Here is a 14,227-nt window from a genome sequence, read left to right as displayed (position 1 = left end):
CCTCTCCCCGGGACCCCGATGCTCTATCTCTGGATCAAGGCCGGCCACGTCGTTGCGATCATCGCCTGGATGGCCGCGATGCTCTACCTGCCGCGGCTCTTCGTCTATCACGCCGCCCTGCCCGCCGGCTCGGCCCAGGGCGAGACCTTCAAGGTGATGGAGCGGCGCCTCGCCAAGGCGATCATGACGCCCGCCATGATCGCCACCTGGGTGCTCGGCCTCGCCCTCGCCTGGATGAGCGGTGCCTACACCCAGGGCTGGCTGCACGCGAAGTTCGCCCTCGTCCTCGCCCTGAGCGGCCTGCACGGCTGGTTCTCGCGCCTCGTCAAGGATTTCGCGGCCGACCGCAACACCCGCTCGCCGACCTTCTACCGGGTGATCAACGAGGTGCCGACGCTCCTGATGATCCTCGTCGTGATCCTGGTGATCGTGAAGCCGTTCTGAGGACCGCCGAGCCATGGAGACGCGCCGCCTCGCCCTCGCCCTGCCCGACCGCACGGTCTCGATCGGCTGCGACGTGATCGGCACGGGGCCGGACGCGCTGCTGCTGCCGGCCCTGTCCTCGATCTCGACCCGGGAGGAGATGCACGCCCTCGCCGAGCGGCTCGCGCCCCGCTTCCGCTGCCTGATCCCGGACTGGCCGGGCTTCGGCGCCGAGACGCGGGCGCGGCTGCCGCTCTCGCCCGCCGCGCTCCACGCCGTCCTCGACGCGCTGCTCGCCGCCCTGCCGGGCCCCTACGCGCTCGGGATCGCGGCGGGCCACGCGGCGCCCTACCTCGTCGCGGCGGCGCGGCGGCATCCCGGCGCCTTCGGGCGCCTCGCCCTCGTCGCCCCGACCTGGCGGGGGCCGCTGCCCACCGCCATGGGACCGGAGCGGCGCCCGCTCTACGCCCGCCTGCGCCGGGCGGTGGAGATGCCCGGCCTCGGCCACCTCCTCTACCGGGTGAACCTGAGCACCCCGGTGATCGGCCGGATGATGCGCGCCCACGTCTATGCGGATCCGGCCCGGGTCACACCCGCGCTCCTCGCCGCCAAGCGGCGGGTGGCCCAGCAGACCGGAGCCCGGTTCGGCACCGCCGCCTTCGTCACGGGGGCCCTCGACCCGGTCGAGACCCGCGCGGATTTCCTCGCCCTGTTCGCCGACGGGATCCCGCCCGTGCGGGTGCTGCGCCCCGCCGGTGCCCCGCGCCGCTCCGCCGCCGAGATGGACGCGCTCATCGCCGGCGGACGCGTCGATGCGCGCGAGGTCCCCGGGGCGCTCGCGCCGCACGAGGAGCATCCGGACGCCGTCGCGGCGGCGATCCTGGCGGAGTGATACGGTTTCCGGAGGATCACTTTCGGAAACCGTATCACGAGCCCGCGCGGCGCCTGAGCGAGGCCGGTTTCCGCATCGCGAAGCGATCATCCGGAAACCGTATGACGGGTTTCCCGCGCCAGAGCGGCGGATGGATGCACCGCGCGGCACCGCAGCTCTCGACGCGTGGGAAGCCGGTCGGGCCCGTTGCGGGCCCGGAAACGGAGCGGCGGCCGGATCGATCCGGCCGCCGGCCCTGAATCAGCGCACCCGGCGGAGCCAGAGGCGTTCCAGGCGCGGGTGCATGGCGGCGACGACCGCCAGGGCACCGGCTGCAGCGGTGAGCATCACGATGAGTTCGGGCATGGATGGGCCCGTACCCGGAGTCGGGCCGCCCCGCCCATGCGACGGCCTGCCGCGAGACAATCCGGCCTGCGGGTTCCTCAGAAGAAGGCCTGCAACCCGGTCTGCGCGCGGCCGAGGATCAGCGCGTGCACGTCGTGGGTGCCCTCGTAGGTGTTCACCGTCTCGAGGTTCTGGGCGTGACGCATCACGTGGTACTCGCCCATGATGCCGTTGCCGCCGTGCATGTCGCGGGCGGTGCGGGCGATGTCGAGCGCCTTGCCGCAATTGTTGCGCTTGACGAGCGAGATCATCTCGGGCGCCATGCGGCCCTCGTCGAACAGCCGGCCGACGCGCAGGCTCGCCTGGAGCCCGAGCGCGATCTCGGTCTGCATGTCGGCGAGCTTCTTCTGCACGAGCTGGGTCTGGGCCAGCGGCCGGCCGAACTGGACGCGGTCGAGGGTGTATTGCCGGGCGCGGTGCCAGCAATCCTCCGCCGCACCCATCGCCCCCCAGGAGATGCCGTAGCGCGCCCGGTTGAGGCAGCCGAACGGGCCCTTGAGGCCCGAGACGTTCGGCAGGAGCGCGCTCTCCGGCACCTCGACGCCGTCCATCACGATCTCGCCCGTCACCGAGGCCCGCAGGGACAGCTTGCCCTTGATCTTGGGCGCCGAGAGGCCCTTCATCCCCTTCTCCAGGATGAAGCCCCGGATCTGGTTGTCGTGGGCCGGCGACTTCGCCCAGACCACGAAGACGTCCGCGATCGGCGCGTTCGAGATCCAGGTCTTGGCCCCCGACAGGCGATAGCCGCCGTCGATCTTCTCGGCCCGCGTCTTCATGCCGGCGGGGTCCGAGCCGGCATCGGGCTCGGTGAGGCCGAAGCAGCCGACGAACTCGCCGCTCGCGAGCTTGGGCAGGTAGGTCTTGCGCTGCGCCTCGTCGCCGTAGGCGTAGATCGGGTACATGACGAGCGAGGATTGCACGCTCATCATCGAGCGGTAGCCGGAATCGACCCGCTCCACCTCGCGGGCGACGAGGCCGTAGGCGACGTAAGACGCCCCCGCGCAGCCGTACTCCTCCGGCAGCGTCACGCCGAGCAGGCCGAGTTCGCCCATGGCGTTGAACAGGGAGCGGTCGGTCTTCTCCTCCGCATAGGCCTCGACGATGCCGGGCAGCAGGCGCTCCTGCGCGAAGCTGCGGGCCGTGTCGCGGATCAGCCGCTCCTCGTCGGTGAGCTGATCCTCCAGCAGCAGCGGATCGTCCCACCGGAAGGCGCCACGGCTGCCGTCATGCGGCTTGGCCGCGCTCAGGGTCGTCTGGGGGGCGGCGGACGCGGCATTCATGCGGGGCTCCTCGCGAGGGGGCGGACAGAGGGCCAGAGGTGTAGCGCGATCCCGGCGGCAGCGCCAAGCCGCGAAACTCCGTTTCGCAAACCTCGCATGAGAATTCCGCGGCCGTGGCCCCTCGCGGGAGGTCCGCCGCTCAGTAGGCGACCTTGCGCTCCACGTAGCGGAACTGGATCGCCGTGAGCCCGATCACGAGCGCCATCAGCACCACGGATTGCGCCGCCGAGGATCCGAGATCCGCGCCCGTGCGCCCGTCCTGATAGACCTTGTAGACCAGGGTCTGGGTGGCGCGGCCGGGCCCGCCATGGGTGAGCACGTCGATGGTCCCGAACGTCTCGCAGAAGGCGTAGACCACGTTGACGACGAGGAGGAAGAAGGTGGTGGGCGACAGGAGCGGGAAGACGATGGTCCAGAACCGCCGCACCGGCCGCGCCCCGTCGATCGCCGCCGCCTCGATCACGCTGCGCGGGATCGCCTGCAGCCCCGCGAGGAAGAACAGGAAGTTGTAGGAGATCTGCTTCCAGGCGGCGGCGAGCACCACCAGCACCAGGGCGTCGTTGCCGTCGAGGAGCGGGTTCCAGGCGATGCCGAGGTCGCGCAGGGCCCGGGCGACGATGCCGAGGGAGGGCTGGAACAGGAAGCCGAACAGCACGCCCGCGACTGCCGGCGCCACCGCGTAGGGCCAGATCAGCAGGGTGCGGTAGAGGCCCGCGCCGCGCAGCTCCCGGTCGGCCATGGCGGCGAAGAGCAGCGCGAGGCCGAGCGACAGGCTCGCCACCGCCGCCGAGAAGACGGCGGTGACGCCGAGCGCCTGGTAATAGGCCGGGTCCGCGAACAGGCCGCGGTAATTCTCCAGCCCGACGAACTCGGTGGCGAGCCCGAAGGCGTCCTGCGCCAGGAAGGACTGGCCGACCGCCTGGGCGGCCGGCCAGTAGAAGAACAGCGCCACCGTGGCGAGCTGCGGCACGAGCAGGAGGAGCGGCAGCAGCCAGCCCCGGAAGGTGACGCGATCGGTTCCCACGGGCGTCAGCGGCCCGCCTGCTTCTCGAACTGGCGCAGCATCGCGTTGCCGCGGGCCGCGGCCTCGTCGAGGGCCTGCTTGGCGGTCTTCTTGCCGGCGAGCGCCGCCTCGATCTCCTCGGCCCAGACGTCGCGCATCTGCGGCATGTTGCCGAGGCGCAGGCCGCGGGAATTCTCGGTCGGCGGCTTGTTGGTCAGCTCCTTGATCGGCACTTCGAGGGCCGGGTTCTTGTCGTACCAGCCGTCCGCCTTCGACTTCTCGTAGGCCGCCCGGGTGATCGGCAGGTAGCCGGTGGTCTGGTGGATGCGCGCCTGGCGCTCGGTGTCCGACAGGAAGGCGAAGAACTTGGCGACGCCCTTGTATTCCTCGGCCGACTTGCCGCCCATCACCCAGAGCGAGGCGCCGCCGATGATGCTGTTCTGCGGAGCGCCGGCGACGTCCGGATAATAGGGCATCGGGGCGGCGGCCCAGTCGAACTTGGCGTTGCCGCGCACGTTGCCGTAGGAGCCGGACGAGCCGAGGAAGAGCGGGCACTCGCCCGAGGTGAAGCGCCCGAAGCCGTTGTCGTAGCGGCCCGAGTAATCGTAGAGCTTCTCCTTCTGCATCTCGGCGAGGTTCGCCAGATGCTTGACCTGCAATGGCCCGTTGATCTCCAGGGTGGTGTCGAACCCGTCGAGCCCGTTCGCCTTGGTGGCGAGCGGCACGTTGTGCCAGGCCGAGAGCTGCTCCAGATGCGCCCAGGTCACCCAGGTGTTGGAGACGCCGCAGGTGGTGTAGCCGGCGGCCTTGAGGGCCTTGGCGGCCTCGAAGACCGCGGGCCAGGTCTTGGGCGGCGCGTTCGGGTCGAGGCCGGCCTTCTTCAGGGCGTCGCGGTTGACCCACATCACCATGGAGGAGGAGTTGAAGGGGAAGGAGAGCATCTCTCCCTTGGCCGTCGAGTAGTAGCCCGTGATCGCCGACAGGTAGGCGTTCGGGTCGAAGGGCTGCCCGACCTCCTTCATGAGCTGGTAGACGGGCTTCACCGCGCCCTTGGCCGCCATCATGGTGGCGGTGCCGACCTCGAAGACCTGAATGATGTGCGGCGCCGTGCCGGCCCGGAAGGCCGCGATGCCCGCGTTCAGGGTCTCCGGATAGGTGCCCTTGTAGGCCGGGACGACCTTGTACTCGCTCTGCGAGGCGTTGAACTCCTCGGCGAGCTTCATGACCGCTTCGTTGTTGGCGCCCACCATGGCGTGCCACCATTGCAACTCGGTGACCGCGAGGGCGGGCCCCGCCGCGGCGATGCCGAGAGCGGCCGCGAGCGTGGTGCGTACGATGCTGGTCAAGGCCATGGCGCCTCGTCTCCTCCTGTGCCGCGGGCCCTGATGGGGCGGTTCTGTCTCAGTCCGATGACGGACATCGTCCGCGCGACGCGTTTAGGTTGCAAAAGCATGGCTGCGCGCGTTGGGCAAGCGTCGCCTGAGCCGATGACCGGGAGCGGACGTGAACCGGACGGTCGGTCGGGCAGGCTCTCAGGCGCGGGAACCCGTCCCGCGCAGGCGAGGCGTTCCCGCGGCCCCGTCGGCCGGCGATCAGGCCGGGCGGCCCCGCTCCCGCAAAGCGGTCAGCGTCGTCGTCGGGGTGATGGCTTCGGGGTCGATCGGGCAGTGCAGGATCGCGGGCTTGCCCGAGGCGCGGGCGCGGGCGAGGGCCGCCGGGAAATCCTCGGTGCGGGTCACGCGCTCGCCGTAGCCGCCGAAGGCGGTCGCGTAGGCGGCGAAGTCGGGGTTGCGCAGGCTCGTGCCGGAGACGCGGCCCGGATATTCGCGCTCCTGGTGCATCCGGATCGTGCCGTACATGCCGTTGTCGACGAGGATCACCAAGATCGGCAGGTCGTACTGCACGGCGGTGGCGAAGTCCTGCCCGTTCATCAGGAAGTCGCCGTCGCCCGACACGGCGACCACCACGCGCTCCGGCAGGAGCCGCTTGGCCGCCACCGCCGCCGGGATGCCGTAGCCCATCGAGCCCGAGGTCGGGGCGAGCTGCCCGTCGAAGGCCCGGAAGGGCCAGAAGCGGTGGACCCAGGTCGCGAAGTTGCCGGCCCCGTTGCAGACGATGGCGTCGGCCGGCAGCACCGCGCGCAGATGGGCCATCACGCCGCCCATCTGGAGGTCGCCCGGGGTGGCGATGCGGGTGGGATCGCTCCAGGTGCCGTAATCGGCATGGGCCGTGGCGGTGCCCTCCGCCCAGGGCAGGGCGGCCGGCGGCTGCACGGTCTCGATCGCCGCCGCGAAGCTGGCCGGCGTCGCGTTGATGGGGAGATGGGGCGCGTAGACCCGGCCGAGTTCCTCCGGATCCGGATGGACGTGGACGAGGCGCTGGCGCGGCCCGGGAATGTCGAGGAGCGTGTAGCCCTGCGAGGGGATCTCCGAGAGCCGCCCGCCGATCAGGAGGAGGAGGTCGGAGTCCTTGATGCGGGCGAGCAGCTTCGGGTTGACGCCGAGCCCGAGATCGCCCGCGTAGGAGGGGTGATCGGCCGGAAACAGGCCCTGGCGGCGGAAGGAGCAGGCCACCGGCAGCGACAGGAGTTCGGCGAAGCGGGCGAAGCGGCGCACCGCCCCGGCCGTCCAGCGGCTGCCGCCGAGGATCGCCAGGGGCCGCTCGGCCTCGGCGAGCAGCTTCTGGAGCGCCACCATCTGCGCGAGGGCCGGATGGGTCTCGACCGGCGCGAAGGGAGGCGCATCGGCGACCCTCGCAGTCTCGGTCAGCACGTCCTCCGGCAGGGCCACCACCACCGGGCCGGGCCGGCCCGCCGTGGCGACGTGGAAGGCCCGCGAGACGAGTTCGGGCAGGCGGGCGGGATCCTCGACCTCGGTCACCCACTTCGCCACCGTGCCGAACACCGCCCGGTAGTCGAGTTCCTGGAAGGCCTCGCGCTCGCGGGCGCCCCGCTCCACCTGGCCGACGAACAGGATCAGCGGCGTCGAATCCTGGCGCGCCACGTGCAGGCCGGGCGCCGCGTTCATGGCGCCGGGGCCGCGGGTGACGAAGCAGATCCCCGGCCGGCCGGTGAGCTTGCCGGCGGCCTCCGCCATCATGGCGGCCCCGCCCTCCTGCCGGCAGACGGTGAGGCGCACATCCGCGTCGTGCAGCGCGTCCAGCACCGCGAGGTAGCTCTCGCCCGGCACGCAGAACACGTCGCGCGCGCCGTGCCGCATCAATTGGTCGACGAGGATCTGTCCGCCGGTGCGGGGGGTCGGGTCCGCCATCATGGTTCTCCGGTCTCTTCCGAATGCGCTCACCCGCCCCAGGCCGGGTCGCTCAGCACGCTGTCCGTGTGATCCCCGACCTGCGGGGAGGCCCGCTCGGCCACCATCGGCACGCCATCGATGACGATGGGCGAGCGCACGCTCGGCACGCTGCCGCCCTTGGCGCGGGGCTCCGGCAGGTCGACCCGCAGGCCCCGGTGCAGCACCTGCGGATCGGAGAACACCTCCGCGAGGTCGTTGATCGGGCCGACCGGCACGTTGACGGCGGTGAGCCTCGCGAGGAGGTCGGCCTTGGGGTGGCGGCACGTCTGCGCGGCGATGAGCGGGATCAGCACGGCGCGGTTCGTCACCCGGCCCGGATTGGTGGCGTAGGCCGGATCGCGGTGCCACTCGGTGCCGAGCACCCCGCAGAACTTCTCGAACTGCCCGTCATTGCCGCAGGCGACGATGATGTGGCCGTCCGCCGCCGGGAAGACCTGATAGGGCACGATGCTGGTGTGCTCGTTGCCCATCCGGGGCGGCAGCAGCCCCGAGACGAGGTAGACCAGCGCTTGGTTGCCGAGCACCGAGACCTGCGTGTCGAGGAGCGCCATGTCGATGTGGCAGCCCCGCCCCGTCGCGTGGCGGCCCTGGAGGGCGGCGAGGATCGCCACCGTGCCGTAGACCCCCGTGAACACGTCCGCGAAGGCGACCGCAGTCTTGACCGGCTCGCCCGCGGGCTCGCCGGTGAGCGACATGATCCCGCCGAGGCCCTGGATCATGAAGTCGTAGCCCGCCCGCGGCGCGTAGGGGCCGTCCTGGCCGAAGCCCGTCACCGAGCAGGTGATCAGGCGCGGGTTGAGCGCCCGCAGGCTCTCGTGGTCGAGCCCGTACTTCCTCAGGCCGCCGACCTTGAAGTTCTCGATCATCACGTCGGCATGAGCGGCGAGCCGCCGCACCACGGCGCGGCCCTCCTCGGTCTCGAAATCCGCCGCCACCGAGCGCTTGCCCCGGTTCGCCGAGTGGAAATAGGAGGCCGAGAGGGTGCCGCCCTCCGCCGCCTCCACGAAGGGCGGTCCCCAGGAGCGGGTGTCGTCCCCGGCGCCCGGCCGTTCGACCTTGACGACGTCGGCCCCGAGATCCGCCAGGAGCTGCCCGATCCAGGGACCGGCGAGGATGCGGGCGAGTTCGAGCACCTTGATGCCCGCGAGCGGCTTGTGCACGGGGTGAGCCTCGTACGCGACTGGGACCTCGTCCGTTCTAACAGCCTCGCCGCGGCGCCGACATCCCGCAAGGCCTTCCCGGGCCGAAGCCCTCATCCGCTTCGGCGACGGGGTTCGCGCCGGGCCCGGTCAGGATAAGCTCGCCGGCCCCTCGCCGATCCGGCGCCCGCTCTCCCGGTCGAAGACGTGGATCTCCGCCGGGTCGAAGGCGAGGGCGACGGTCGCGCCCTCGGCCGGCTCGGCCCCGGCCGGCACCTGCACCACCACCTCGGCCCCGCCGAGCGATCCGTGCAGCAGGCGGGTCGCGCCCAGTTCCTCCGCGAAGGCGACCGTGAAGGGCAGGCCCTCCGGGGCGATCCGCAGGGCTTCGGGGCGCAGGCCGACCTCCACCGCGGCGCCGGACGCGAGGCCGGGCAGCACGGCCGGACAGGTCCGCCCGGCGACGCGCACGCCGCCCTCCACCACCTCCGCCGGCAGGATGTTCATCGGCGGCGAGCCCATGAAGGTCGCGACGTAGCGGGTCGCGGGGCGGCGGTAGATCTCGATCGGCGTGCCGACCTGCTCGATCAGGCCCCCGTTCATCACCACCAGCCGGTCGGCCATGGTCATGGCCTCCACTTGATCGTGCGTGACGTAGACCGTCGTCACCCCGAGCTGGCGCTGGAGGCGGCGGATCTCGACCCGCATCTGAACCCGGAGCTTGGCGTCGAGGTTCGAGAGCGGCTCGTCGAACAGGAAGACCTGGGGCTTGCGCACGATCGCCCGCCCCATGGCGACGCGCTGGCGCTGCCCGCCCGAGAGCTGGCGCGGATAGCGGTCGAGGAAGGTGTCGAGGCCGAGCATGCGCGCCGCCTCGCGCACCCGGGTCTCGATCTCGGGCTTGGGCGTGCCGCGGTTGCGCAACCCGTAGGCGAGATTGTCGTAGATCCGCATGTGCGGATAGAGCGCGTAGTTCTGGAACACCATGGCGATGTCCCGCTCGGCCGGTTCGACCGTGTTCACCACCCGCTCGCCGATGCTGATGGCGCCCGCCGTGATGGTCTCCAGCCCCGCGATCATCCGCAGGACCGTGGACTTGCCGCAGCCCGAGGGGCCGACGAGCACGCAGAAGGCGCCGTCCGGCACGTCGAGGGAGACGCCGCGCACCGCGGCGACGCCGCCCGCATAGGTCTTGCCCACCTGATCGAGGACGAGGCGCGCCATGGTGATTCCCCGTGAGGAGGCTACTTCTCGGTCTCGACGAGACCGCGCACGAACAGCTTCTGCATCGCCACCACCACGAAGACCGGGGGCAGCATGGCGAGCATCGCGGTGGCCATCACCACCTGCCACTCGGTGAGCTGGTCGGTGATCGTGGTCATCTTGCGCAGGCCGATCACCACGGTCTGCATGTCGTCCCGGGTCGTGACCAGGATCGGCCAGAGGTACTGGTTCCAGCCGTAGATGAACAGGATGACGAAGAGCGCCGCCGTGGTGGTGCGCGAGAGCGGCAGCAGGGTGTCGAAGAAGAACCGCACCGGCCCCGCCCCGTCGATGCGCGAGGCCTCCACCAGCTCGTTCGGCACCATGAGGAAGAACTGGCGGTAGAGCAGCGTCGCGGTGGCCGAGGCGATCAGCGGCAGGGCGAGGCCCGCATAGGAATCGAGCAGGTGCAGGTCGGCCGCGACCTTGTAGGTCGGGAAGATGCGCACCTCGACGGGCAGCATCAGGGTGACGAAGATCGCCCAGAAGGCCGTCTGCCGGAGCGGGAAGCGGAAGTAGATCAGCGCGTAGGCCGACAGGAGCGAGATCGCGATCTTGCCGCCCGCGATGGCGAGCGCGGTGATCAGGCTGTTGAGGAGCATGGTGGCGACCGGCGCGCCCGCGAGGCCGGATTCGGTCAGCGCCCGGCGGTAGTTCTCGAGCGCGTGGACGCCCGGCCAGAGCGGCATCTGGCCGTTCGCCACGGTCGCGCCGTCATGCGTCGAGGCGACGAAGGCGAGGTAGACCGGGAACGCCACGATCCCGACCCCGATCCACAGGACGAGGTGCGGGATCAGGTTGCCGAAGCGGCGGTTCTCGACCATCGCCCCGGCCTCCCCTCAGAGTCCGGCCTGGGCGGCCAGCGCCTTCAGGTCGGCCTGGGGCCGGGCGCCGATGTGCTGGATCACCTCGGCCGCCGCGATGGCGCCGAGCCGCGCGCAATCCGCGTGGTCGAGGTCGCGGGCGAGGCCCGCGAGGAAGCCCGCCGCGAAGAGATCGCCCGCCCCCGTCGTGTCGACGAGGTCGCCGATCGGTGCGGCCGGCACCGCGCGGGTCTCGCCGCGGGTGACCACGAGGGCGCCGTCCCCCGAGCGGGTGACCACGCCGAGAAGGCCGTTCTCCGCGCGCAGGGCCGAGAGCGCCGTCTCGGCATCCGCGGTCTGGTAGAGGCTCTTCAACTCGTGGATGTTGGCGAAGAGGATGTCGAGGCTGCCGTCGCGGATCAGCCCCAGGAACTCCTCGCGGTAGCGGTCGACGCAGAACGCGTCCGAGAGGGTGAGCGCCACCTTGTTGCCGGCCCGGTGGGCGACCTGCGCCGCCTTGCGGAAGGCCTCCTTGGCGGCCGGCGGATCCCACAAGTAGCCTTCGAGATAGACGAAGCGGGCGCTGCCCGCGGTCGCCTCGTCCACATCCGCCGCCGTGAGGCCCTGGCAGGCGCCCAGATAGGTGTTCATGGTGCGCTCGCCGTCCGGCGTCACCAGGACGAAGCAGCGGGCGGTGGCCGGTCCCTCGCCGGCCGGCGCGACGTCGAACCGCACGCCGGTGGCCGTGAGGTCGTGGCGGAACAGCCGGCCGAGCTCGTCGTCCCGCACCTTGCCGATGAAACCCGTGCGTGCGCCGAGCTGCGCGGCGCCGACCGCGGTGTTCGCTCCCGAGCCGCCCGACACGATGGTGGCGGGGCCCATGACGGCGAAGAGGTGCTCGGCCCGCGCCTCGTCGATGAGCTGCATCGCGCCCTTGTGCACCGCCTCGCGGACCAGGAAGGCCTCGTCGGTGCGGGCGATGATGTCCACGATCGCGTTGCCGAGGACGAGGAGGTCGAGGGGAGCGGTCATGCGGCAACTCGGGCGAGTGTTCTGGCCGCGCCTCTCGCATCCGGAGCGGGCAGGGTCAAGCTGCGCGGCGAATCCGCTCCGGGGCGAGGGGGCCGGACCGCGATCGCCCGGTGTCAGGGTTCGGCGAGGAGATCCGCCACCGCGAGGGTGAGCCCGGGCGGATCGAGGCGCAGAACACCCTCCGGGCAGATGCGGGTCTCGATGACCCCCTCGCCCCGCCGGTGATGCAGGACGAGGGCGCGTCCTGCGTCGACGCTCAGGTACTGCATCACGCCCGGCACCTCGAAATCGCCGACCAGCTTGTCGACGAGATCCGTGCGCCGGGTTCCGGGAGACAGGATCTCGACCACCACGGCGGGACCCGGCACTTCCACGACGTCCGGATCGAGGCGCACCCGGATGCGTCACTCGGGCAGGCCGACCTCAGCACGACCGTCCTATTGCAGCGACTTCATCTCGCAATTCGCGTAGGCGACGCTCGCATCGACATAGGCCTTGAGCTTGCCCGCATAGGCCTCCGCGCCGGCCCGGTAGGCCGGGAGCCTGCCGTTATAGGCCTTCACCGCGTCGTTGAAGGTGTAGGCCTCGAAGCCGGGGCAGCCGCCCTTGGCGTCCAGGCAGGCCGGCTTCTCCGGCAGCGCCGGCTTCTCGGGCTTCTCGCTCACGGGCGGCGGCACCGGCACCGGGCAGGCGGCCCGCGCCGGAGCGGCGAGGGCGAGCAGGAGGATGACGGGCCGGACGTCGAACGCGTGCAAAGGTGTCTCCTCGCAGGGCGGGCCGGGCTCGGCCTCACGCCATCGTGTGGAACCGGGGCGCGGCAGGAGCGTAACCCGGCGCCTATCTGCGGCGAAACCCGTCCACGTCCCGTCTCCCCACCGTGGTGCCGCTTCCCGATGCTCGCCCTCCCCTGGCTCGACCGTGCCGGCCGCCTGTCCTGGCTCAAGCTCGCGACCTTCCTGGCGGTGCTCGGCCCCGGCCTCGTCGACGCGGCCGCCTACGGGCTCGACCGGCTCGGGCCGAAGCCGCTCACCGCCTTCCTGCACGCGATGGGCGATTGGACGGTCTATTTCCTGATCGCCTCCCTCGCCGTCACGCCCCTGCGGCGCATCGGCGACTGGCCGAAGCTGATCCTGGTGCGGCGGATGCTCGGCCTCGCCGCCCTCGCCTACGCGGTGATCCACCTCGTCCTCTACGCGGCCGACCTGAAGTTCGACCTCCCGCGCGTGGCGAGCGAGATCGCGCTGCGGATCTACCTGACGATCGGCTTCACCGCCCTCGTCGGGCTCGCCGTGCTCGGGGCCACCTCGACGGACCGCATGATCCGCCGGCTCGGGCAGCGCTGGACCCGGCTGCACCGCCTCGTCTACGGCATCGGCGTCCTCGCCCTCCTGCATTACTTCCTGCAATCGAAGATCGACGTCTCGAAGCCGGTCTTCTGGAGCGGGCTGTTCCTCGCCCTGATGGGCTGGCGCCTGATGCATCACCGGGCCGTCCCCACCAACGCCCTCACCCTGGCGGGCCTCGCCCTGGCGTCGGGGCTCGCCACCGCGGCGCTGGAGGCGGCATGGTACGCTCTGGCGACCGGCGTTCCGGCGGAGGCCGTGCTCGCGGCCAATCTCGATCTGTCCTACGACCTGCGCCCAGCCTGGTGGGTGTTCGGCATCGTGGCCCTGACGGTGCCGCTCAGCCTCCTGCGCGGGCGCCGGACGCGGGGACCGATCGCGGCCCGTCCTGCCCCGGGGGCGTTGCGGCCCTCGGCCGTGTCCGAGTAAGGTCCGTCACGCGCTCGTGCGTGGCCGGTCGCCCCGGCGCAGGAACCCGGGAACGAACCCGTGATGGTCGGCCGTCACGGGTACGCCGCGGTCGATCACTTCGATGCCGTAAGTCCAGAGCCGCCACGGCGTCGCAAGCGGCAGGAATTCGCCCTCGTCGAGGGTCCAGGATGGCATGCCGCTCTGCTCGATCAGGAGTCGGAACGGCACCGTACCAATGGGGCCGAGCAGTACGACGGACAGGACATTACGCCCGATATGCAGCCAACGTGTTGCATCGAAAGTAAATCCATCCTCGCTGAACGGGGCTTCCGCAAGGGCAGGTTGCGTCACCGCATATGTATTGAGGCTGACAACTGCCCTATTGCCTGCACCAGACAATGTCAGATGCAGCGTATCTCCGGTGCGCAGACGCATGTGGTCCTCGATCAGCCGGTCAGAACAGCGTGCTCATCTGCAATGCTTGCTGCTTCGCCGACCCGTTGCAAGATGAACAATGTGTGAACATATCATTTACAAATGTTTACAATCCTCAGTTGACTGGTTTTGTCGAGGTTGATTGACCACTAACAAAAGATATGCGCAATGGCCCGATCTCATCACAGGCAATTCGACAGTGTTGTTGGAATTTGTCAGACCCAAGCGAGGCTATACCGCGCTCGCCAGGCGCTCTGATGTCACGGTTCTGCCTGTCGTGGGCGCGTCGCGGGGAGAGCGTGGCCGTGCGCTACAGCGGCGCTTGCGCGACCGGGGCGCGCTGCCGCTGCGTCGATCCGGACGGATCCTTGCGGGCGGCGGGTCCGCCGTCCCTTCCGCATGCAACCGGGCCCGCGGCCGGGACTTCACCCAAAGCGGCGGCTCGCTTCTTGCCGGCAACCGCCCTATAAGCGCTGCTCCCGAATCCCCAGGGCCCACCCGAGAGCCT

General features: G+C 70.7%; 14 protein-coding genes. 3 read left to right on the top strand and 11 right to left on the bottom strand.

The genetic code is table 11. The features are described 5' to 3' along the window. Nucleotides 1–18: 18 nt before the first annotated feature. Together hemJ and ACE101_RS02405 are read left to right on the top strand one after the other, a co-directional pair. A complete protein-coding gene (gene hemJ, locus ACE101_RS02410) occupies nt 19–444 on the top strand; it encodes a protoporphyrinogen oxidase HemJ (RefSeq protein WP_379125945.1) in 426 nt (141 codons plus the stop codon). Between the two features lie 13 nt (nt 445–457). Further along, nucleotides 458–1,315, top strand: a complete 858-nt coding sequence (locus tag ACE101_RS02405; protein ID WP_379125944.1) for an alpha/beta fold hydrolase — start codon at nt 458–460, stop codon at nt 1,313–1,315. A gap of 422 nt (nt 1,316–1,737) precedes the next feature. Here ACE101_RS02405 and ACE101_RS02400 read toward each other — a convergent pair whose 3' ends face one another. From ACE101_RS02400 to ACE101_RS02355, 10 genes are all read right to left on the bottom strand, one after another. Further along, the gene (locus ACE101_RS02400) at nt 1,738–2,979 is read right to left on the bottom strand and encodes an acyl-CoA dehydrogenase (protein WP_379125943.1); all 1,242 of its coding nucleotides are present in this window, start codon (nt 2,977–2,979) and stop codon (nt 1,738–1,740) included. Between the two features lie 139 nt (nt 2,980–3,118). Then, entirely contained in the window at nt 3,119–4,003 is an 885-nt protein-coding gene (gene ugpA / locus ACE101_RS02395) for a sn-glycerol-3-phosphate ABC transporter permease UgpA (RefSeq protein WP_379125942.1), read from the bottom strand. A 5-nt stretch (nt 4,004–4,008) separates the two neighbouring features. Further along, the gene (ugpB, locus tag ACE101_RS02390) at nt 4,009–5,334 is read right to left on the bottom strand and encodes a sn-glycerol-3-phosphate ABC transporter substrate-binding protein UgpB (RefSeq protein ID WP_379125941.1); all 1,326 of its coding nucleotides are present in this window, start codon (nt 5,332–5,334) and stop codon (nt 4,009–4,011) included. A gap of 240 nt (nt 5,335–5,574) precedes the next feature. Beyond that, nucleotides 5,575–7,251: a thiamine pyrophosphate-binding protein gene (locus ACE101_RS02385; RefSeq protein ID WP_379125940.1), complete on the bottom strand. Its 1,677-nt coding sequence runs from the start codon at nt 7,249–7,251 to the stop codon at nt 5,575–5,577. A gap of 29 nt (nt 7,252–7,280) precedes the next feature. Beyond that, nucleotides 7,281–8,453 carry a CaiB/BaiF CoA transferase family protein gene (locus ACE101_RS02380; RefSeq protein ID WP_379125939.1) on the bottom strand — a complete coding sequence of 391 codons (1,173 nt, stop codon included), beginning with the start codon at nt 8,451–8,453 and terminating at the stop codon, nt 7,281–7,283. 129 nt (nt 8,454–8,582) lie between these two features. Further along, nucleotides 8,583–9,656, bottom strand: a complete 1,074-nt coding sequence (locus ACE101_RS02375; RefSeq protein WP_379125938.1) for an ABC transporter ATP-binding protein — start codon at nt 9,654–9,656, stop codon at nt 8,583–8,585. Nucleotides 9,657–9,676: 20 nt separating this feature from the next. Beyond that, on the bottom strand, nt 9,677–10,519 hold the full coding sequence (ugpE, locus tag ACE101_RS02370; RefSeq protein ID WP_379125937.1) for a sn-glycerol-3-phosphate ABC transporter permease UgpE: 843 nt from the start codon (nt 10,517–10,519) through the stop codon (nt 9,677–9,679). Nucleotides 10,520–10,534: 15 nt separating this feature from the next. Then, a complete protein-coding gene (locus ACE101_RS02365) occupies nt 10,535–11,530 on the bottom strand; it encodes an adenosine kinase (RefSeq protein WP_379125936.1) in 996 nt (331 codons plus the stop codon). A gap of 113 nt (nt 11,531–11,643) precedes the next feature. Then, entirely contained in the window at nt 11,644–11,925 is a 282-nt protein-coding gene (locus ACE101_RS02360; protein WP_379125935.1) for a Uma2 family endonuclease, read from the bottom strand. Between the two features lie 42 nt (nt 11,926–11,967). Beyond that, a complete protein-coding gene (locus ACE101_RS02355) occupies nt 11,968–12,285 on the bottom strand; it encodes a hypothetical protein (RefSeq protein ID WP_379125934.1) in 318 nt (105 codons plus the stop codon). Nucleotides 12,286–12,423: 138 nt separating this feature from the next. On the opposite strand from ACE101_RS02355, the gene msrQ reads away from it, so the two are divergent. Then, nucleotides 12,424–13,302, top strand: a complete 879-nt coding sequence (msrQ, locus tag ACE101_RS02350; protein WP_379125933.1) for a protein-methionine-sulfoxide reductase heme-binding subunit MsrQ — start codon at nt 12,424–12,426, stop codon at nt 13,300–13,302. Between the two features lie 6 nt (nt 13,303–13,308). Here msrQ and ACE101_RS02345 read toward each other — a convergent pair whose 3' ends face one another. Beyond that, a complete protein-coding gene (locus ACE101_RS02345) occupies nt 13,309–13,719 on the bottom strand; it encodes a hypothetical protein (RefSeq protein ID WP_379125932.1) in 411 nt (136 codons plus the stop codon). Between the last annotated feature and the right edge of the window lie 508 nt (nt 13,720–14,227).

Source organism: Methylobacterium carpenticola, from assembly GCF_042748905.1.
In the GTDB taxonomy this organism is placed as follows: domain Bacteria; phylum Pseudomonadota; class Alphaproteobacteria; order Rhizobiales; family Beijerinckiaceae; genus Methylobacterium; species Methylobacterium carpenticola.
Note: the sequence above shows the minus strand (reverse complement) of the source record. Positions and strands in the feature narration are given on the sequence as shown.